Here is a 19,942-nt window from a genome sequence, read left to right as displayed (position 1 = left end):
GATTGCCCCCAGCGATGTCCATGCCCAAATGACCCCCGGCGCGCTTTGCCCGCACCTGTTGCATCCCTACCCCTTTTGGCTAAAACGCGCGCAGCTGCACAAGCAATGCGCAATTTTTTGCCGATTTATGAGCCACAAGGGAACCTTTTCCCCTACGCCCTTGGCGGGCCGCGGCACCCGTGTCATACAAACCTTGCATCTGGGGATAGATGAATAAGCGCGAAAAATATGCGCAAACGGGACAGGACAGATCAACCATGACGGAACAGCGTTCTTCTGGCATCTCAAGACGTGGTCTTTTGGGTGCATTCGCGGCGACCGCATTGACGGCCGCCCCCACATATTCAAAGGCTGCAGGCTTCCTGCGCGGCAGCGGCGATATTCGCCGCATCAGCATGTATTCTGGCCGGACCGGCGAGCGTTTGGACACGATCTATTGGATCGAAGGCCAGTACATCGGCGAGGCCCTGCGCGAAGTGAACGCATTCATGCGTGATTGGCGCAACGGCAAGGTCGTCAATATGGACAGCCGCACCGTCGATATCATGGCCGCCGCGCACCGCCTGATGGACACGTCAGAGCCTTACATGTTGCTGTCCGGCTACCGCAGCCCGGAAACCAACGCGATGCTGCGCAGCCAGTCGGGCGGCGTTGCCCGCAATTCGCTGCACATGCGCGGTCAAGCCGCTGACCTGCGGTTGTCCAGCCGGTCCGTGAACGACATGACCAAAGCAGCAGCAGCCTGTAACGCTGGCGGCGTTGGCACCTATCGCGGTTCCAACTTCGTCCATATGGATTGCGGCGACGTGCGCACCTGGCGCGGTTAACCACCCGCTTACCTTGATGCGGAAACAAAGCGCCTTCGGGCGCTTTTTTCATGTCGCGGCCCGCTTGCAGCCGCCCCCGCACCCGGTGTAAGGATAGCGCATCAGCCGATGGTTGATCACATGCGGGTATGGTGAAAAGGTATCACGAAAGCTTCCCAAGCTTCAGTTACGGGTTCGATTCCCGTTACCCGCTCCAATTCTCCTCTTGCCGCGCAGGAACATCACATGAGCATTGAACGTATCGAATCCGGCGACCGGATGTCGCAAGCCGTTGTCCACAACGGCATCGTCTATCTGGCTGGCCAAGTTGGCGCGCCCGGTCAAGACGCCACCGCCCAAACGACTGAAGTTCTGGCCCAAGTCGATCGCCTGCTGGCGCTGGCGGGTTCCGACAAGTCCAAAATCCTGACCGCGCAGGTTTGGGTTGCAGACATGGCCGATTTCGCCGCCATGAACGCGGTCTGGGACGGCTGGGTGTCCAAGGGCAACGCCCCTGCCCGCTGGACCGGTGAAGCCAAGCTGGCCACCTCTGACTACAAGGTCGAAATCATCGTGACCGCCGTCGTCGGATGACCGTTCCGTTTCTGACACCGCTGCACACAGACGACCTGCGTGCAGCGGGCATTCCGGAACCGTGGACCTTTGGCATGGCCGACAAGGTCCGCTTTGGCGAAATCGACGCGCTGCAGCACGTCAATAACGCGGTCTATCTGAAGTGGTTCGAGAACCTGCGCATCTTGTATTTCAACGACCGCGACGTCTGGTCGATTGATGGCAAGCGGCCCAAGGTCGTGCTGCGCAATATCGGTCTGGATTACCGGTCAGAGGTCAAGCTGACCGATGAATACATCATGACCGGCCGCACAACCAAGCTCGGCAACAGCAGCTTTACCATGGAATATGGCGTCTGGGTGCGGGGTCGCTTGACCACCACCAGCCACGCGGTGATGGTCATGCTGAATGACGACAATTCAAAGTGCACCATCCCCGATCACATCCGTCAGATGTTCATCGATCAGGACGGCGCTGTCGCGGGCTGATTTACAGCCCGTAACTTTGCAGAAAACCGACCAGAGCCGCCGTTGACCCATCTTTGTCAGTGGCGGCTTTTGTGCCTTCAACGACAGGTTGGAGCGAGGTCGCAAGCTCTTTGCCCAATTCCACGCCCCACTGGTCATAGGAATTGACGCCCAGTACGACGCCTTCGACGAACACACGGTGTTCGTACAAAGCAATCAGCATGCCCAGCATTTCCGGCGTCAGCTGCGGATAGGTCAGCGTGATCGACGGACGGTTGCCGGGGAATACGCGGTGCGCCGCTTGGCGTTCCAGCTCTGCGCCGTCAAACTTATCCGCCACCTTGGCGCGCGCCTCATCCAGCGTGCGGCCCTTCATCAGGGCTTCGGATTGGGCCAGGCAGTTGGCGACCAGCAGTTGATGCTGGTGGTGCAGATCATCGTGATGACCCCGGGCTGCGACAAGGAATTCACACGGAATAACCCGCGTGCCCTGATGGATCAGCTGATAGAACGCATGCTGGCCGTTGGTCCCCGGCTCGCCCCAGACGACGGGGCCAGAGTTATAGGGCAGCGGCGCGCCATCAAGGCTGACGCCCTTGCCGTTACTCTCCATCTCTAGCTGTTGCAGATAGGCAGGCAAGCGCGACAGGTTGTTGTCGTAGGGCAGCACGGCGCGGGTCGCGTAATCGCACACCTGATTGTGCCAGATGCCCACCAGCGCCAGCAGCGCCGGCATGTTTTCGCGCCATGGTGCCGCACGGAAGTGGCGATCCATCGCCTGACCGCCGCGCAGGAACGCACGAAATGCATCCGGCCCGATGGCGATCATCAGGGACAAGCCAATCGGCCCCCACATGGAATAGCGCCCGCCAACCCAATCCTCGAACCCGAACACGCGGCTTGGCGCGATGCCGAAATCGGCGGTCTTGTCGGCTGCGGTGGACAGGGCGGCGAACTGCGCGCCCGTGTCCGTGACAGTCTGGCCCATCCACGCTTTTGCGGTGCGGGCATTGGTCATGGTTTCAATGGTGGTAAAGGTCTTGGACGCAACGATCACCAGTGTCGTTGCCGGATCAAGCCCTTGCAATGTTTGCGCAATATCCGCCGGATCGACGTTGCTGACGAAATGGCAGCGCGGCCCGTCGTGATAAGGGGCCAGCGCGAGCGTGCCCATCTTTGGCCCAAGGTCGGATCCGCCGATGCCGATGTTCACCACATCGGTAATCGCGCCGCCCTGCCCCTGATAGCTGCCGTCGCGGATAGCTTCGGCAAAGACTTCCATGCGGTCCAGCGTCGCCAGCACGTCGTGCATCACGTCCACGCCGTCCACCATGACAGCGTCGCCATCCAGATTGCGCAACGCCGTATGCAGCACAGCGCGGCCTTCGGTGTCGTTGATCGGCGCGCCAGTAAACATCGCCTCGCGGCGGCCAGCGACATCGGCCTTTTCCAGCAGCGCAATCAGCTGATCCAGCGCTGCGTCGTCGATCTGTGTCTTGGCAAAATCAAACCGCAAGTCCCCGGTCTGCGCCGCAAAATCGCGGGCCCGATCACCGTCCAGCGTGTCATTGATCCGGCGGTCTTTGATAGAATCGAAATGGGATTTCAGGTCAGCAAACATAGATCAGGACTCCGCCCAGTGAACGATGGACCCGGGCAGAACGGCCGCAACGGGCGCTTCTTCCGGTGTCAGGGTGGCGGCGCGTTCAAGCGCGGCGCGCTTTTCGGCACCGATGATGACGATATGACGGCTCATCGCCTGCTTCAGCACAGCGGCGGACAGGGTAATGCGCGGCTCTGGCGCGCCAGGCGCGCGCATCGCAACAAGGCGGTCAGTGCCGTTCAGCGCCAAATCCAACTGATCCGCCCCGGGAAAGATGCTGGCGGTATGCATATCAGCGCCCATCCCCAGCAGTACCAGTGACAGCGGCAACTCCGGCGTCAGCGCCTCTTGCAGGTCTGCCAATTTATCCTCTGGCGTCGGCGCATCGGCATACAGCGGCACATATTTGGCCTCTGCCGCGCGGTCCGTCAGCAGGCGCTGGCGCAGCAGGCGGGTGTTTGACCGCTCTGATGTTTCAGGCACCCAGCGTTCGTCGGTCAGCATCACATGCACGCGCGCCCAGTCCAGATTGGCCGAACACAGGTTGTCGAAAATCGGCCCCGGCGTCGTGCCACCCGGCACGGCAAAGGACGCGTGGTCGTGGGTGGATAGCACCTGACGCAATTCACCGGCCAAGCGGTTGGCCAGCTGAATCATCATCATCTCGCCATCGGGGTATTCAATGAATTCCATGACTTATCCTTTGATGTCGCGCCAACGCCGGCCATCGCGGTGCATCAGCATCATCGCGTCTTCTGGCCCGGCGCTGCCTTGGTCGTACAATTTCGGCACATCGTTCCGCGCTTCCCAGCCATTGATCAGCGGGTCGGTCCAAGCCCAAGCGGCCTCGACCTCGTCCCCGCGCATGAACAGCGTCTGGTTGCCGCGAATGACGTCCATGATCAGACGCTCGTAGGCGTCGGTCGCTGGTTCACTATCTTCGCCAAGCGCATCGGCAAAGGTCATGTCCAGCGGCACATCAATCAAACGCATGCCGCCGGGGCCGGGTTCCTTGATCGTGACCTGCAGGTCCATGCCCTCGTTCGGCTGCAAGCGGATCGCCAGAATGTTGCGGTGCCGCGCCGTGTCACCTTCAAAGATCGAATGGCCAAGGTCCTTGAACACCACGGCAATTTCCGACGTGCGAGCCTTCATCTTTTTGCCGGTGCGCAGATAGATCGGCGTATCGGCCCACCGCCAATTCGCCACATTCACCTTCATCGCGATAAAGCTTTCGGTAAAGCTGCGCGGGTCTTCGACATCGGCGCGATAGCCGGGGCTGTCGCCGCTTGCGTCATATTGGCCGCGCACGATGTGGTGGCTTTCCACGGGCTGCAAGGCACGGATAACCTTCAGCTTTTCGTCGCGCACCTCGTCGGCACCAAAGACGCTTGGCGGCTCCATCGCGATCAGGCACAGCAGCTGCATCAGGTGGTTCTGCACCATATCGCGCATCGCGCCGGATTTGTCGTAATAGCTGCCGCGCCCGCCAACACCGACGGTTTCAGCGACCGTAATCTGGATGTGATCAACGTAGTGGCTGTTCCAAAGCGGCTCGAACAGGACGTTGCCAAAGCGGACCGCCATCAGGTTCTGGACGGTTTCTTTGCCCAAATAATGGTCAATGCGGTAAATCTGGCCCTCGGCAAAGTGGGTGGCCAGCGTGTCGTTCAGCGCCTTGGCGCTTTCCAGATCGCGGCCAAAGGGTTTTTCGACAACGATCCGGCTGTCTGCATTGGCGATGCCATGATTGTGCAGGCGTTCCGCCAAAGCACCGAACAGCGAGGGCGCGACCGAGAAGTAGAAGGCGCGCACGACCCCGTCGCGGTTCAGCGCCGCCAGATCAGACCAGCCTGCATCGCCAGTAGCGTCGATGGTGACATAATGCAGCGCATCAAGAAAGTCCTGCAAGCCTTTGGAATCGTTCTTTTCCGCGCCGCCAAACTCGGTGATCGCGTCTTTGATCATGTCACGATATCCGGCGCTATCCAGATCGGACCGCGCCGCGCCGATGATCCGGCTGCCCACGGGCATCTGCCCTGCTAGAAAGCGGCGGAACAGGCCCGGCAAGATTTTGCGGCGGGCCAAGTCGCCGGTTCCACCAAAGATGACAAGGTCGAATTCATCGACAGGAATGACGCGAGAAACCATGGAGACTCCGGCTGCTGATGGGCGCGTTAGCGCTAACGCCTTTCTGATACCCAGCAAGGCCGGGAAAGTCTAGCGCATGCCGCCCCTGTGCCAACCGCTTTTCACAGGTTGGTTTACGCCTCTAGCTCTGCATCCCAATAAAGGTAGTCCATCCAGCTGTCATGCAGATGCCCCGGTGGAAACTTGCGCCCGATATTATTCAGCTCTGATGCCATGGGCTGGCGCGGCGGTTTGCGCAGGCTCAACCCAGACTGCTTCAGCAAACGCGAACCTTTACGCAGGTTGCAAGGGCTGCACGCGGCAACAACGTTGGTCCAGCTGGTGACCCCGCCCCGCGCGCGCGGCAGCACGTGATCAAAGGTCAGATCGCCCCGGCTGCCGCAGTATTGGCAGCAGAATTCGTCCCTTAAAAATAAATTAAAGCGCGTGAAGGCCACGCGCTTTTGAGGTTTGACATAATCTTTGAGGACGACGACCGAGGGGATCCTGATCCGCGTCGAAGGGCTGTGCACCTCTTCGTCGTATTCGGATATGATCGTGACCCGGTCTAAAAAAGCCGCCTTGACCGCCTCTTGCCAAGGCCAAAGCGACAGCGGGTAATAGGACAAGGGCCTGTAATCCGCGTTCAGCACCAATGCGGGGAAGTGTTTCAACGCCCCCGGTTCGCGCACAAAATCCGTTCTGAAATCACCGTCCATCACCGCCTGCACCCATCTGCTGGCGGCCGGCTGACGGCACCCTTGCCACGGGACCGCACCGGCCGCGTCAGGAAAACTATATCTGGTGCCCTTCAAAAACCAACAGTTATTTTAGGCGCCAGATGTCGCAGGTCTGACCGCGCAAGGTAAAGCCTGTGTGACAGCCTAAAGTTAAATCAAACCGCCCTGGGAAAAGGCTGTGCTTCAATCTGCGGGGTCCACTTGGCAACCCGTGCGCGCCCTTGCGCCTTGGCCACGTATAGCGCGCGGTCTGCGCGGGCCATGACCATCCCGATGCCTTGGCCTGCGTCGCCCTTGGTCAGGCCGACCGACATCGTCAATGCGATCATGCCCGCATCGGGCAAATCGACCACCAGACCATTGGCAAGATGCCCGGCCAAGGCAGCGCTTCCCGGCGCATCGCCGGGCACAAAGATGCCAAATTCCTCTCCTCCCAAACGGGCGCAGGACATGTTGGATTTCACCTGTTCGCGCAGGAAATCGGCCGCGGCCCGCAGGCAGATATCGCCAACCTGATGGCCATAGGAATCATTGATCCGCTTGAAATGATCCAGATCGATCATCAGCAGCGCACCGCGCTGCCGCAACTGGTCGTCGCCCGCAATACCATCCAAAAACGCCCGCCGGTTCGGCAGCCCCGTCAACATATCCGTTGTCGCCAAGCGAAGCAGCTTGGCCTGCAAACGGGCCAAATGCCCAACCAAGGCAAGGCTTAGGATGACAAAAGGCGTTCCAACAATCGCACCGTCGCGGAAATTATACATAAAGCCGTTGTGGTTCGCCCCAGCTTTCAAAAAGTCGCGGCCCCAGTTCATCAAACCGATGATTAACAGCAAAACAACCGCCTTAAAGACGAAGTCAAAGGCGTTGCGTGGTGCGATGATCTTTACAAGTCTGTCCACGATCCCTCTGCCATTGATGCGGCAAGTGGATCGTTACAGGGACATTACGAATAAAGTCTTAATCCATGCCCAAACGGTCAGCCATAAAGGCCAGCGCGACCTGCAATCCGTCCGGCGCGATGCCGTGGGCGGTGCCTTTCATGACGTGGGCAAAGACTTCGGTCCAGCCTGCGCCTTGCAGCGCTTCCGCTGCCAGCGGTAGGGATTGGGGCGGCACGACGTTGTCCTGATCGCCGTGGATCAGCAAAACGGGGGGGCGGCATACGACCTCGTCCACCAGCAAGTCCGGCTGCAACAGGCGGCCAGAGATGGCGACGATGCCCGCCACTGGATCTTCGCGCCGGGGCAATACATGCAGCGCCATCATCGTGCCTTGGGAAAATCCCAGCACCATGACCTGTTCAGGCAGCAGGTCTTCGTCGACCATAATGCCGTCCAGAAAGGCGTTCAGATCGTCGGCCGCGTGGCGCATGCCTTCCTCTGATTCCTCTTCGGATGATCCGTCGATCCACGGGATCGGGAACCATTGAAAGCCCATCGGTGATCCTGCGCAGTCTTCTGGCGCGTCGGGGGCGATGAACAGCGTGTCGGGCATGTGGTCGGCCAGCGGATCGGCCAGCCCCAGCAAATCTGCCCCGTTCGCGCCGTAACCGTGCAAAAAGACGACCGCTGCGCGGACCTCGCCTGATGCCGGTTCCTTGCGGCCTGCGTTAAGTGCGCGTGTCATCGAATTCCCTCGCGTGATTTCATATGCGCGTAATAGGCCCAGAGCAGCCGCGCCGCAACAGACCGCCAAGGCGACCAGTCTTCTGCCATGACGCGCAGGGCCTTATCCGTGGGCCGGGCGGGCAGATCAAACAGCTGCCGTGCGCCTTCTTGCAAGGCCAGATCGCCGGGGGCAAAGACATCGGCGCGGCCAAGGCTGAACATGACGTAAATCTCGGCGGTCCAGATGCCAATGCCGGGGACGGCGACAAGGGTGCTGATGACCTGATCGCTCGGCATCGCGCGCAGGGCGGCGTAATCCAGCTGCGCCTCCGCCAGCGCGTGGACATAACGCGCCTTGGGCCGCGACAGGCCAAGGGCCCGCAAATCATCTTCGTTGCTATTCAGCACGTTCTGCGGGTCAGTCATGCCCGCCGCATCAAGCCGGCCAAAGATCGCATTTGCCGAAGCGACGCTAACCTGCTGGCCGCAAATGGCGGACACAAGCGCCGCGAAACCGTCGCTGCGCAGCCGCAAAGGCAGCGGGGTGACCAGCCCAAGCGCCCGTTCAAAGCGCGGATCGCGGGCGGCCAGCCATGCGGCGCCTTCTGCGACACAGGCGTCGCCTTGGATGATACGCCCCGTCACTGCGAGAGCGCCCAAGCCACTGCCGCATCAACAGAATCTGTGATCTGCGCCCCTTCGGGCGGCGGCGGGCGGCGGATCATCAAGACAGGTATCCCAAGCGCGCGCGCAGCGGTCAGTTTGGTGCGGCTGGCGTCCCCGCCAGCGTTTTTGACAACGATCCAGTCGATGCCAAGGGCGGCAAAGAGTTCCATTTCATGCTCTACCGAAAACGGCGGCCGCCCGATCAGGAATTTGCCCCCTTCAAAGGGGAAAGGCCCGGTCGGCGGGTCGATCTGGCGGCAAATCACACGCCGGCCTGCCAGATTGGCAAAGCGGTCCAGCGTCTGTCGCCCGGTGCCAAGAAAGACTGTCTTTCCCTGCGGAATGAGCGCGGCGGCGTCTTCCTCGCGGGTAATTTCCTGCCAGTGATCGCCCGTGCCGGCCACCCAAGGCGCGCGCAGATGATACAGATACGGCAATCCCAGTTCCGCGCAAATGTCAGCGGTACGCGCGGTGATCTGGTCCGCAAAAGGATGGGTCGCATCCAGCACGGCGGTAATCCCGGCCTCTTTCACATAGGCGATGAACCCGCCCCGCCCGCCAAAGCCGCCGACGCGCATTGGCAGGGGCAAGGGTTTCGCCCGCTGCGTCGCCCCGGCCAAGGAGGCAACCGCATCGACGCCTGCCTGTGCGAGCGCCGCCGCGATCTGCCGCGCCTCGCCCGATCCGGCCAGCAGCAACAGCGTCATGCGCCGGCCCGCGCCAAAATGGTGCCAGCCCGGTCGATCACCACGATGTCAAATTGCATCTCGCCCCCAAATCCGGTTTGGACGACTGCCAGCGCGCGGTCCGCGACCGCCTGCGCCATTGGTTTTCCTGCGATCTCATAGGCTTGCAAGGCGGTGTTCGCCTGCGCGAGTCGCGGATCACCGCACATCACAGCCAGCGCCTGAAAATCAACCTGACTGCGGCCAGAGTGCAGATCAAGCGCCCCCTGCGCCAGTTTCGTCAGCTTGCCAATACCGCCGCCGATGGTCACACGCGGGACCGGATGGCGTTTCAGGTATTTTAACATACCCCCGGCAAAATCACCCATATCCAGCATGGCGTGATCCGGCAGCCCCATCAGCTTTTGCACCGCCGCCTCGCTGGTCGATCCGGTGCAGCCAGCCACATGGTCCACGCCGCCCGCCCGCGCCACATCAACACCGCGGTGGATCGACGCAATCCAAGCGGCGCATGAAAACGGCCGCACGATGCCTGTGGTCCCAAGCACTGACAGCCCGCCAAGAATCCCCAGACGCGGGTTCCACGTCTTTTGCGCAATCTGCGCGCCGCCCGGAATACTGACCGTAATCGCGATATCGGCAGGCTGGCCAAACGCGGCCGCAAGCTCTTCGACCTGCGCCGTCATCATTTGGCGCGGCACCGGGTTGATCGCAGGCTCGCCCACCCCAATCGGCAGGCCCGCTTTTGTGACCATGCCGACCCCCTCGCCCGCATGAAACGTCACACCGCCGCCTGCGCTCTGCGCGACGCGCACAATGATCAGCGCGCCATGGGTGACATCCGGATCATCGCCCGCGTCTTTGGTAATACCTACCTCGGCCCAGCCATCGCCGGCGTCCGTATGCGCCAAGGCAAAGACCGGCACCTCGCCCTTGGGCAAGGTAATCTGCACATCTTTTGGAAAGCTGCCGCCCCACAAGCGCAGCAAGGCGGCCCGCGTGGCCGCTGTCGCGCAGGCGCCCGTGGTCCAGCCACGGCGCAAAGGGCCATCGGGCTTGCGTGTCATATCGCGACCTTAGCCGCCGCAGCGGCACTTGAAAATGCCGCATCCCGCACTTTTCAATCATCCCGGTTCGCTCCATAACAATCCTATGACTCAAACCGTAAACCTTCCCGCTTTTGACTGGCCCACATTGCAACCCGGCTGGGTCTGGCTTTGCGGCGCTGGACCTGGTGATCCGGGCCTGCTGACGCTGCATGCGCTGAACGCGCTGCGCCAAGCCGACGTCGTGATCTACGACGCGCTGGTGCAAGAGGCGATCCTGGACTGGGCCCCGCAGGCCGAACACATCTACGCGGGCAAACGCGGCGGAAAACCCTCTGCCGTGCAGCGCGATATCTCGCTGCGCCTTGTTGATCTGGCCCGCGCAGGCAAGCGTGTGCTGCGCCTGAAAGGCGGCGATCCTTTCGTCTTTGGCCGCGGCGGAGAAGAAGCGCAGACCCTCGTGCAGCACGGCATCCCCGTGCGTATTATTCCCGGCATCAGCGCGGGCATCGGTGGGCTGGCCTATGCGGGCATCCCTGTGACCCACCGCGACGTGAACCAATCTGTCACCTTCGTCACCGGCCACGACCAAAGCGGCAATACCCCCAGCGCCCTCGACTGGGCGTCGATTGCCAAGGGCAGCCAGGTCATCGTGATTTATATGGGCATGAAACACGTCGCCCAAATCGCCGCCCATATGCGCGCCGCTGGCCGCCCCGCGTCAGAGCCTTGCGCCGTCGTCACCAATGCCACAACGCCGGACCAGCAAGTATTAGAGACCACGCTTGGCACCATCGTCGATGACATCGCTGCGGGCAATTTCGAGCCGCCCGCCATAATCTGCATCGGCCGCTCGGTGCTGATGCGACAAGTCTTGGACTGGCAAGGCATGGCGCAGGGCGAGGCGCCGCGCAACCTCGACCCTCTCGGCCGCGGCCTGCCCGCAGAATCGGCCTAAGCCCATGCCCCTCATCATCTTGCCAAAAATACTCCCGCCGGAGGCATCAGAGGCCCGATGCCGGGCCTGATCCTCGCGGCCCCCGCGTCCGGCAGCGGCAAGACAACCGTCACGCTTGGGTTGCTGCGCGCCCTCACCCGCGCTGGCGTCTGCGTGCGCGGCGCGAAATCCGGACCCGACTACATTGACCCCGCCTATCATGCCGCGGCCACGGGCAAGCCCTGCCTGAACCTTGACGCTTGGGCGATGTCCGCCGCCGCCACCCAGTCCCGCGCGGCGACCGAGGATTTACTCTTGATCGAGGGGGCCATGGGCCTTTTCGACGGCGCCCCGCCGGACGGGGCAGGCTCCAGCGCTGATCTGGCGCGGATCCTTGGCCTGCCCGTCGTCCTGATTGTCGACGCCGCCCGCATGGCGCAGTCCATTGCGCCGCTGGTGGCGGGATTTGCCCATCATGACCCCGCTGTCCGCATCGCTGGCATCATCCTGAACAAGGTCGGATCAGACCGGCACGCCGCCATGCTGCGCCGCGCGCTTGGCCCCCTTGGCCTGCCGATCTTGGGGGCCTTGCCCCGCCGCGATGATCTGGCCCGCCCGTCCCGGCACCTTGGCTTAGAGCAAGCGATGGAAGACCCCGCATTGCCCGCATTTCTGGACCGCGCCGCCGATTGGGTCACAGCGGGCTGCGATCTGGCAGCGCTGACGGCCTTGGCACAGCCTTTGCCCGCGCCAAGCACCCGGACCGCGCCGCCGCCCGCGCAACGCATTGCCGTCGCGCAGGATGTCGCGTTTTCCTTTTTCTACCCCCACCAATTGCAAGACTGGCAGGCCGCTGGCGCGCAGATCACGCCCTTCTCGCCACTCGCCAATGACCCTGTACCAGACGCCGATCTGATCATCCTGCCCGGCGGCTACCCAGAGCTTTACGCCCCCCAGCTTGCTGCCGCCCAGACCTTCATGCAAAGCTTGAAGAACGCCGCGCAAAAAACTGATATATATGGAGAATGTGGCGGATACATGACCCTTGGCGATAGCCTGACGACCGCCGATGGCACCGTGCATGCGATGGCTGGGCTGCTGCGGCTCGACACATCTTTTGCCGCACGCAAATTGCATCTTGGCTACCGCCAGCTGCACGCCATGCATGGCCCCTTTGCCGGCGCATGGCGCGGTCACGAATTTCACTATGCCACCACCAGCCGCGCCGCAGGTGATCCGCTGTTCACCGCCCAAGACGCCGCAGGCGATGCCCTGCCGCCGATGGGCCTGCGCCTTGGCCGGGTCGCGGGGTCTTTCGCCCACATCATCGACGGGGCATAAGATCCGCAACGATATAAGGACTCCCCCATGATCGACGATTCGCGCGCCAAACGAAACGTCGCGGTGCTGGTCGCCGCGCAGGCGCTACTGGGCGCGCAGATGCCGATGATCTTTGTGATTGGCGGCCTTGCAGGCGGCATGCTGTCGCCAAATATCTGCCTCGCGACCTTGCCGATCACCTTTATCGTCTTCAGCTCCATGACCACCGCCCCTTGGCTATCCCCGCTGATGCAGCGCCGGGGCCGCCGCTTTGGCTTTGTCCTTGGGGCCGCCGCTGGCGCGCTGGGTGCGCTGATTGCAGCATACGGCCTGTATGTCGGCTCCTTCGCGATCTTGCTGCTCGGTTCATTCTTCACCGGCATCTACATGAGCGCGCAAGGCTTTTACCGCTTCGCCGCCGCCGATACCGCCTCTGACAGCTTTAAGCCCAAGGCGATTTCATACGTGCTGGCGGGCGGATTGATCTCTGCCCTGATCGGCCCGCAACTCAACAAACTGGTCCAAGACGCGCTGGTCGTCCCCTTCCTTGGCACCTACCTGGCGGTCGCTGGCATCAATCTGGTCGGCATGAGCCTGTTCTTTTTCCTCGACCTGCCGAAAGGCACCCGCGGCCAGCCTCAGGTCCTTCACGCCATCCCGCCCCGCACGCGGGGGCAGCTGCTGCGTGACCCGCGCATCGTCGTCGCGATCGTCTGCGGCATGGTGTCTTATGCGCTGATGAACCTCGTGATGACCTCGACCCCGCTGGCCGTCGTCGGCTGCGGCTTTACCAAGAACAACGCCAACGACATCGTGTCAGCCCATGTGATTGCGATGTATTTGCCCAGCTTCTTCACCGGCCACCTGATCGCCCGCTTTGGCGTAACGAAAATCGTGGGCGCAGGCCTTGTGATCCTAGGCCTTGCGGGCATGGTCGCCCTATCCGGCGTGACGCTTGGCAACTTCTTTGGCGCGCTGGTGCTGCTGGGAATTGGCTGGAACTTCGGCTTCATCGGGGCCACCACAATGCTCGCCGGCAGCCATAACACGGCAGAGCGCGGCGTTGTCCAAGGCCTGAACGATACCATCGTGTTTGGCATGGTCACCGTCGCGTCGCTTGCCTCTGGCGGGCTCATGAACTGCGCTGGCGGCTCTGCGGTGCAAGGCTGGAACATGGTCAATATGGCAATGATCCCGCTGCTGGTACTGGCGGGCGGCGCGCTGATCTGGCTGATCTTTAGCGCCCGCAGGCCGCTCGCTTAACGCCACCAACCAAAGGTCGCGGCCCGCGCCAGGCGCAGCTGATCCGCGACGGGCGCGGGCTCCAGCAGCCCCTCGACCACCCGCGCAGGCTCTTGCGCTGCGCGGATCAGAACGCCCCGCGCTTGCCAGCCCGGCAGCAACGCCGCGCCTGCCGCCTTGGACAGCTTGCGCCGCATCCCCCGCGCCCGGTCAAGCCGCGCCAGCGCATCCTGCGCCAGATCGCGCACACCGTCCGGCGTGCCGTCGATCAAAGGCTTGCGCCCCGCATCTTCCAGCGCCGGAATAGCCCGCAGAAAATTCGCAACGCCGACACCGTACGCATAATCGGCGACAACATCCGCATCCGCTGGCCCTAGCAGCCGCGCCGCGACCCCCATCAACGTGCCAGAGGTTGCTGCGATGTAGCTATCCAAATGCGCGCGATCCTCGAACACATCGGAATAGACATCCCAGCGCCGCATCGCGACAAGCTCATCCAATGCCCGCGCGCCCTCGGGATCAAGCACCTGCGCCAAAGCATCGGTGACCTCATGGCGCCGTACAGTTTGACCCGACGCCACTTCCTCCAGCACGTCACGCCACCATTGCAGCCGCATCTCGGCGATCATGGCTTCCTTGGTCACCCAAGGGGCCCGCGCGACCTCTAGGTTAAAGGCATAAAGCGGAAACAAGACGCGGCGCGCTGCCACGGGCGCAGCCATCGCAGCGCGAAACCGCACCGGATCGCCCCGCTCCACCAGCTGCGCGCAGGCCTCAAAGCTCATCGGATTTCACCTTGCCAAATACACTCAAAATCAAACAGTCGCCCCATCACGGATCAACTTCCAATTGATCGCATCAAGCAGCGCATCAAAGGACGCATCCACGATGTTCGCGCTGACGCCAACCGTCGACCACGTGCGCCCCTGTGCATCGGCGCTATCAATGATGACACGGGTCACAGCCTCTGTGCCGCCATCGGTGATACGGACCTTGAAATCGATAAGGCGCAGATCGTCGATGATTGCCTGATATGGCCCCAAATCCTTGGCCAAGGCGCGCGACAGCGCGTTCACCGGGCCGCGGTCCGACCCGTCGGGTCCGATGGATTCTGAGACATTCAGGACTTTCTCGCCCGCGACCTTCACCACGACGACGGCTTCGGACAGGCTGACCATCTTGCCGCGCTTGTTGCGGCGCCGCTCGACCGTGACGCGGTAGCGTTTGACCTCAAAGAACTCTGGCAGCATCCCCAGCTCTTTACGCGCCAGCAGCTCGAAACTGGCCTGCGCGGTGTCATAGGAATAGCCCTGCGATTCCATCTCTTTGATGCGGTCAAGAATACGCGGCAGGCGCGGATCGCCCCGCTCGACCTCTAGTCCGGCTTGCATCAACCGCTCGCGCAGGTTCGACTGGCCAGCTTGGTTGGACATCGGCACGATGCGCGCGTTGCCGACAAGCGCCGGATCGATGTGCTCATAGGTCGTGGGGTCTTTGGCGATCGCGCTGGCATGCAGCCCTGCCTTATGGGCAAAGGCTGAACTGCCAACGTAAGCCGCCTGCTTGGCGGGCACACGGTTCAGGATATCATCCAGCACGCGGCTGGCCTTTTTCAGCCCCTTCAGCGCCTCTAGCGTCACGCCCGTCTCGAACCGGCTGGCAAAGGGCTCTTTGAGCAATAGCGTCGGGATCAGCGTGGTCAGGTTGGCATTGCCGCAGCGCTCTCCCAGACCGTTGAGCGTGCCCTGCACTTGCCGCGCGCCTGCAAGCACCGCCGCAAGCGTATTGGCCACGGCGTGTTCCGTGTCGTTATGCGTATGGATACCCAGCTTATCGCCGGGGATGCCACTGGCGATCACCTCGGCCACCACACGGCCCACGTCGTCCGGCAAGCTGCCGCCGTTGGTATCGCACAGCACGATCCAGCGCGCGCCGGCGTCATGGGCGGCGTGAACCGCTTCCAGCGCATAGGCCGGATCGGACGCATAGCCGTCAAAGAAATGCTCTGCGTCCAGCATCGCCTCGCGCCCTTGGGCCACGATATGCGCGACAGAGGCGCGGATGTTTTCTGTATTCTCGTCGTTGGTGATGCCAAGCGCGGTGGACACGTGGAACGAATGCGACTTGCCGACAAGGCAAACCGCAGGCGTATTGGCATTCAGCACCGCCGCCAGCACATCGTCGTTTTCCGCAGACCGGCCAGCCCGCTTGGTCATGCCAAAGGCGGTCAGCACCGGACGCATCGGGCCGACCTGCTCGAAATACTCGCTGTCGGTCGGGTTCGCGCCCGGCCAGCCGCCTTCGATGTAATCCACGCCAAGAGCGTCCAGCACCGCAGTGATCTTTAGCTTTTCAGAGGTTGAAAACTGCACCCCCTGCGTTTGCTGGCCATCGCGCAAAGTGGTGTCGTACAGATACAAACGTTCCTTGGTCATACCTTCTCCTCTGGCGTACAAATTTTCGCCGAAAATTTGCCTTTTCCGAATTTTCGACGAAAATTCGGCATTACAGATCTACGAGTGCTGCGGCATCGAAATTAGGACCGGCGGCCCAGCTGGCCTGCCCGCCGACGTCGGTGACGACCACGCCGGCAGCGGTCAGGATGTCGCGCACCCGGTCGGCCATATCCCAATCCTTGGACGCCCGCGCCTTGGCGCGCGTGTCCAGCAGCGCGTCGATCCGCTGCGCAATGGCGTCATCCACCTGCGCGCCGCCTTCACCGCCCGCAAGGCGCGGCAGGTCGGCCCAGTCGGGAACCAGCCCCAGCAGGTCCAACCCGTGGGCAAAGCCCGCCAGCTGCGCCGGTGTCTTACCCTTGGCCAGCACATGCAGCCGGGCAATCGCGCCGGGGGTGTTCAGGTCGTTCGCAAGCACGCCGAGGAATTCCGCATCCGGTTCCCACTGGCCATCGGCCTTCAGCGCCTTGATCAGCGCGGGGCCAAAACCGTGACCGGCCAGAATGCCATACCAGCGCCGCAGGGTCGCATCCGCGTCGTCCCGCTTTTTCGCGGTCCAGTCCATCGGCTTGCCATAATGCGTGCCCAGCATGACAAGGCGGATCACTTCACCGCTGATGCCTTCGTCCAGCAAATCGCGCACGGTAAAGAAGTTGCCCAGCGACTTGGACATCTTCTTGCCCTCGACCTGTAGCATCTCGTTGTGCAGCCAGTAGGTGGCAAAGCCCGCCTCGGGGTCGGCGCAGCAGGACTGCGCGATCTCGTTTTCGTGGTGCGGGAACAGCAGATCGTTGCCGCCGCCGTGGATGTCGAACGCAGGGCCCAGCAGTGCGCGCGACATGGCAGAGCATTCGATATGCCAGCCCGGACGACCAACGCCCCACGGGCTGTCCCAGCCCGGCTGGCCCGCGCCAGAGGGTTTCCACAGCACGAAATCCATCGGATTGCGCTTATACGGCGCGACCTCGACCCGGCTGCCAGCGATCATGTCATCCAGCGAACGGCCCGACAGCGCGCCATAGGCGTCATAGCTGTCGACCGCGAACAGGACATGGCCCTCTGCCTCGTAGGCATTGCCGCGCAGGATCAGCTCGTTGATCATATCGACCATCGCGCCGATGAAATCGGTCGCGCGCGGCTCGTGGTTCGGGCGCAGCGCACCCAGCGCGTCCATGTCGTCGTGATACCAGCGGATCGTCTCGGCGGTGATATCGCCAATCTCGCGGCCAGCTTCGGCGGCGCGGGCGTTGATTTTGTCGTCAACGTCGGTGAAATTACGCACGTAAACAACGTGTTCCGCGCCGTAAGTCTGCCGCAGCAGGCGATACAGCACATCGAACACCAGCACAGGCCGCGCATTGCCAAGGTGCGCCCGGTCATAGACCGTCGGGCCGCACAGATAGATACCGACCCGTTTTGGATCGAGCGGCTCAAACTCCTCGCGGCGGCGGGATTTGGTGTTCTGCAGACGGATGATGGGCTGGTCGGTCGTCATGTGGGCCTCGCACGGGCGTTACGCCTGCGGGCCTAGATCATCAGTTCAGGAAAGAAACGTGAAAAAGCGGCCCGCGGACTGGATCAGCAGGGAATAATGCAGCAAATAAGGGTGCAGCGCTTGTTCATATCCTTGCTTTAGCACTGACGCCTGCGCCTGTCGAGTAGTCTTGGCCTACCCTGCTTGACTTCGCCCCCGCCCCGCTTGACTTCACCGATCTGCCCCGATTGGGTGCGGGTATGAAACTCTCATCTCGCATCACGCATATCACTGGCGGCGGCTCTGACGGGTGGAGCGTGCATTACCGCGCGCTGGCCCTGAAAGCCTCTGGCGCACCTGTCACACTGCTATCGATGGGGGAACATGACACGCGCACCGACCCGTCTATTTTGGCGGCGATGGACGCCGCAGCCCGGGGGGGCAATACGGGCTATTCCCCGGTCCCGGGATTTCCCAGCCTGCGCAAGGCTGTTGCCGCGCGGATTGAACGCCAGACGGGCGTGCCGACCGGGCCAGACAACGTCATCATTGTGCCCGGCGGCCAAGCGGCGCTGTTTGCAGCCCATCACGCGGTTTGTGACCCCGGCGATACGGCAGTATTCATCGACCCCTATTATGCCACCTACCCCGGCACGATCCGCGCCGTCGGCGCTGTGCCGCGTGCAGTCATGGCCCATGCGGACAACGGTTTTCAACCGCTGCGCGCCGATCTGGACGCGGCCGCCAAGGGCGCAAAATCGCTGCTGGTGAATTCGCCCAACAACCCCACTGGCGCGGTCTATTCCGAACAGACGATGCACGACATCGCCGATGTGTGCCGCGACAATGACCTGTGGCTGATCTCGGACGAGGTGTATGATACGCAGGTTTGGGACGGCACCCATATCAGCCCCCGCGCCCTGCCCGGCATGGCAGAGCGGACGCTGATCGTGAATTCCATGTCGAAAAGCCACGCGATGACCGGCAGCCGCGTCGGCTGGGTCTGCGGGCCAGCGGAGGTCATTCACGCGATCCATAATTTGGCGACGCACAACACTTACGGCGTTGCGGGCTTTGTGCAGGATGCGGCGCTGTTCGCCCTTGGCCAAGGCGCCGCCGCAGAAGAGGCCGTCGCCGCCCCGTTCCGCCGCCGCCGCCAAATTGTGATGGACGCGCTGGCCGGGCAAAACGCAGTGCGCGCAGCCCCGATCAGCGGGGCGATGTACGCGATGCTGGACGTGCGCGCCACGGGGATGAGCGGTGAAGACTTTGCCAATGCCTTGCTAGATGCAGAGCTGATCGGCGTCATGCCTGGCGAAAGCTTTGGCGCGGGCGGCGCGGGGCATATCCGCGTGGCCATGACCGTGGCCGATGATCTACTAGCCGATGCGCTGCGCCGCATTGCCAGCTTTGCTGGAACGCTGGTGCGTTAAGGTCGCACAAACAAAAAGGGCACCCCGAAGGGTGCCCTTTGCCGCCGAAACGATGCTCGGCGCTACGTCATTAGAATACGTAGGACACTTTCAGCGAAGTTGTCTTTGCAGTCAGGTCGACATCGGAGTCGTTGAAGTTGTCGAACTTGTGCTCGAGGTACTCAACACCAACGCGGACTTTGGAAGTCACAGCGTAGTCAACGCCAGCACCGTAGTAGTAGCCATCGTCATCGACGCCATCGGCATCAACGTTGGCGTAACCAGCGGTCACGTATGGCAGGAAACGACCAGCGTCGTAACCAGCGATCACACCAGCGCGCAGCACGTCAGCGTTGTCGTCAGCGCCATCAACGTCCAGCTGGGTGTAAGCAGCTTCTGCACCGACAACGAACTTGCCCAGGTCGTACAGGTAACCGCCCTGAACGCCGTATGCAGTCAGGTCTTCGTCAGCGGATACGTCGTCAAGTTCAGCTTCCAGCTGACCAAAACCAACCTGTGCACCAGCGTAGAAGCCGGACCAGTCGTTGGTCATGACGACAGGAGCAACGACAGCCACGGGCGCTGCGGGTGCAACGGTCATGACGGGCTCAGCGATGCCACCAGCGAAGGATGCAGTTGCGGTCAGCGAAGCGACGACGCTTGCGATCATTACGTTTTTCATTTTGTATTCCTTTGGGAGTTTGGTCGTTCCGGTGAGTTAACCCTCCGGATTGAGTTTGGTTAGCACGCCAGGGTCCAGAAAAACGAAACACA

At 62.1% G+C, this 19,942-nt stretch carries 20 protein-coding genes and 1 tRNA gene; 8 read left to right on the top strand and 13 right to left on the bottom strand.

From position 1 onward, the window contains the following. Positions 1–257: 257 nt before the first annotated feature. The 4 genes from KBW81_RS06875 to KBW81_RS06860 all read left to right on the top strand — a co-directional run bounded on the left by KBW81_RS06875 (position 258) and on the right by KBW81_RS06860 (position 1,867). The gene (locus KBW81_RS06875) at positions 258–827 is read left to right on the top strand and encodes a YcbK family protein (protein WP_254248791.1); all 570 of its coding nucleotides are present in this window, start codon (positions 258–260) and stop codon (positions 825–827) included. 122 nt (positions 828–949) lie between these two features. Continuing rightward, positions 950–1,023 (top strand) — tRNA-Gly (locus KBW81_RS06870). A 29-nt stretch (positions 1,024–1,052) separates the two neighbouring features. Next, complete coding sequence (locus tag KBW81_RS06865) at positions 1,053–1,400, top strand: RidA family protein (RefSeq protein WP_090184830.1); 348 nt, start codon at positions 1,053–1,055, stop codon at positions 1,398–1,400. Beyond that, complete coding sequence (locus KBW81_RS06860) at positions 1,397–1,867, top strand: acyl-CoA thioesterase (protein ID WP_090184828.1); 471 nt, start codon at positions 1,397–1,399, stop codon at positions 1,865–1,867. The genes KBW81_RS06865 and KBW81_RS06860 overlap by 4 nt, the downstream gene beginning before the upstream one ends. A gap of 1 nt (position 1,868) precedes the next feature. On the opposite strand, the gene pgi is transcribed toward KBW81_RS06860, so the two are convergent. The 9 genes from pgi to KBW81_RS06815 all read right to left on the bottom strand — a co-directional run bounded on the left by pgi (position 1,869) and on the right by KBW81_RS06815 (position 10,348). Beyond that, positions 1,869–3,467, bottom strand: a complete 1,599-nt coding sequence (gene pgi / locus KBW81_RS06855) for a glucose-6-phosphate isomerase (RefSeq protein ID WP_254248790.1) — start codon at positions 3,465–3,467, stop codon at positions 1,869–1,871. Positions 3,468–3,470: 3 nt separating this feature from the next. Then, positions 3,471–4,142 (bottom strand): 6-phosphogluconolactonase, encoded by a 672-nt coding sequence (gene pgl, locus KBW81_RS06850; protein WP_090184820.1) that lies wholly within the window; start codon positions 4,140–4,142, stop codon positions 3,471–3,473. Between the two features lie 3 nt (positions 4,143–4,145). Further along, a complete protein-coding gene (gene zwf, locus KBW81_RS06845; protein ID WP_254248789.1) occupies positions 4,146–5,600 on the bottom strand; it encodes a glucose-6-phosphate dehydrogenase in 1,455 nt (484 codons plus the stop codon). A 113-nt stretch (positions 5,601–5,713) separates the two neighbouring features. Continuing rightward, positions 5,714–6,298: an HNH endonuclease gene (locus KBW81_RS06840; protein WP_090184814.1), complete on the bottom strand. Its 585-nt coding sequence runs from the start codon at positions 6,296–6,298 to the stop codon at positions 5,714–5,716. 176 nt (positions 6,299–6,474) lie between these two features. After that, positions 6,475–7,221 (bottom strand): GGDEF domain-containing protein, encoded by a 747-nt coding sequence (locus tag KBW81_RS06835; protein WP_254248788.1) that lies wholly within the window; start codon positions 7,219–7,221, stop codon positions 6,475–6,477. Between the two features lie 58 nt (positions 7,222–7,279). Continuing rightward, the gene (locus tag KBW81_RS06830) at positions 7,280–7,948 is read right to left on the bottom strand and encodes an alpha/beta hydrolase (protein WP_090184808.1); all 669 of its coding nucleotides are present in this window, start codon (positions 7,946–7,948) and stop codon (positions 7,280–7,282) included. Further along, positions 7,945–8,574 (bottom strand): DNA-3-methyladenine glycosylase family protein, encoded by a 630-nt coding sequence (locus KBW81_RS06825; protein ID WP_254248787.1) that lies wholly within the window; start codon positions 8,572–8,574, stop codon positions 7,945–7,947. The genes KBW81_RS06830 and KBW81_RS06825 overlap by 4 nt, the downstream gene beginning before the upstream one ends. Further along, positions 8,571–9,302, bottom strand: coding sequence for a cobalt-precorrin-6A reductase (locus KBW81_RS06820; protein ID WP_254248786.1), 732 nt, complete (start codon positions 9,300–9,302; stop codon positions 8,571–8,573). Before KBW81_RS06820 ends, KBW81_RS06825 begins: the two co-directional genes overlap by 4 nt. Then, positions 9,299–10,348, bottom strand: coding sequence for a cobalt-precorrin-5B (C(1))-methyltransferase (locus tag KBW81_RS06815; RefSeq protein ID WP_254248785.1), 1,050 nt, complete (start codon positions 10,346–10,348; stop codon positions 9,299–9,301). Before KBW81_RS06815 ends, KBW81_RS06820 begins: the two co-directional genes overlap by 4 nt. 85 nt (positions 10,349–10,433) lie before the next feature. Between KBW81_RS06815 and cobA the strand changes: the two genes are divergently transcribed. The 3 genes from cobA to KBW81_RS06800 are packed head-to-tail and all read left to right on the top strand — an operon-like array spanning position 10,434 to position 13,847. Continuing rightward, positions 10,434–11,285 (top strand): uroporphyrinogen-III C-methyltransferase, encoded by an 852-nt coding sequence (gene cobA / locus KBW81_RS06810; protein WP_254248784.1) that lies wholly within the window; start codon positions 10,434–10,436, stop codon positions 11,283–11,285. Positions 11,286–11,342: 57 nt separating this feature from the next. Beyond that, positions 11,343–12,605, top strand: coding sequence for a cobyrinate a,c-diamide synthase (locus tag KBW81_RS06805; RefSeq protein ID WP_254248783.1), 1,263 nt, complete (start codon positions 11,343–11,345; stop codon positions 12,603–12,605). 27 nt (positions 12,606–12,632) lie between these two features. After that, positions 12,633–13,847 (top strand): MFS transporter, encoded by a 1,215-nt coding sequence (locus tag KBW81_RS06800; protein ID WP_254248782.1) that lies wholly within the window; start codon positions 12,633–12,635, stop codon positions 13,845–13,847. On the opposite strand, the gene KBW81_RS06795 is transcribed toward KBW81_RS06800, so the two are convergent. From KBW81_RS06795 to cysS, 3 genes are all read right to left on the bottom strand, one after another. Then, positions 13,844–14,611 carry a squalene/phytoene synthase family protein gene (locus tag KBW81_RS06795; RefSeq protein WP_254248781.1) on the bottom strand — a complete coding sequence of 256 codons (768 nt, stop codon included), beginning with the start codon at positions 14,609–14,611 and terminating at the stop codon, positions 13,844–13,846. The genes KBW81_RS06800 and KBW81_RS06795 overlap by 4 nt on opposite strands. A 30-nt stretch (positions 14,612–14,641) precedes the next feature. Next, positions 14,642–16,261, bottom strand: coding sequence for a citramalate synthase (gene cimA, locus KBW81_RS06790; protein ID WP_254248780.1), 1,620 nt, complete (start codon positions 16,259–16,261; stop codon positions 14,642–14,644). Between the two features lie 70 nt (positions 16,262–16,331). Next, positions 16,332–17,777 carry a cysteine--tRNA ligase gene (gene cysS, locus KBW81_RS06785; protein ID WP_090184783.1) on the bottom strand — a complete coding sequence of 482 codons (1,446 nt, stop codon included), beginning with the start codon at positions 17,775–17,777 and terminating at the stop codon, positions 16,332–16,334. Positions 17,778–18,016: 239 nt separating this feature from the next. On the opposite strand from cysS, the gene KBW81_RS06780 reads away from it, so the two are divergent. Further along, complete coding sequence (locus KBW81_RS06780; protein WP_254248779.1) at positions 18,017–19,189, top strand: pyridoxal phosphate-dependent aminotransferase; 1,173 nt, start codon at positions 18,017–18,019, stop codon at positions 19,187–19,189. 70 nt (positions 19,190–19,259) lie between these two features. Here KBW81_RS06780 and KBW81_RS06775 read toward each other — a convergent pair whose 3' ends face one another. Further along, positions 19,260–19,850: an outer membrane protein gene (locus tag KBW81_RS06775; protein WP_254248778.1), complete on the bottom strand. Its 591-nt coding sequence runs from the start codon at positions 19,848–19,850 to the stop codon at positions 19,260–19,262. Positions 19,851–19,942 lie beyond the last annotated feature (92 nt).

Origin of the sequence: Loktanella salsilacus (assembly GCF_024206795.1) — a bacterium.
Taxonomy (GTDB): Bacteria; Pseudomonadota; Alphaproteobacteria; order Rhodobacterales; family Rhodobacteraceae; genus Loktanella; species Loktanella salsilacus.
Note: the sequence above shows the minus strand (reverse complement) of the source record. Positions and strands in the feature narration are given on the sequence as shown.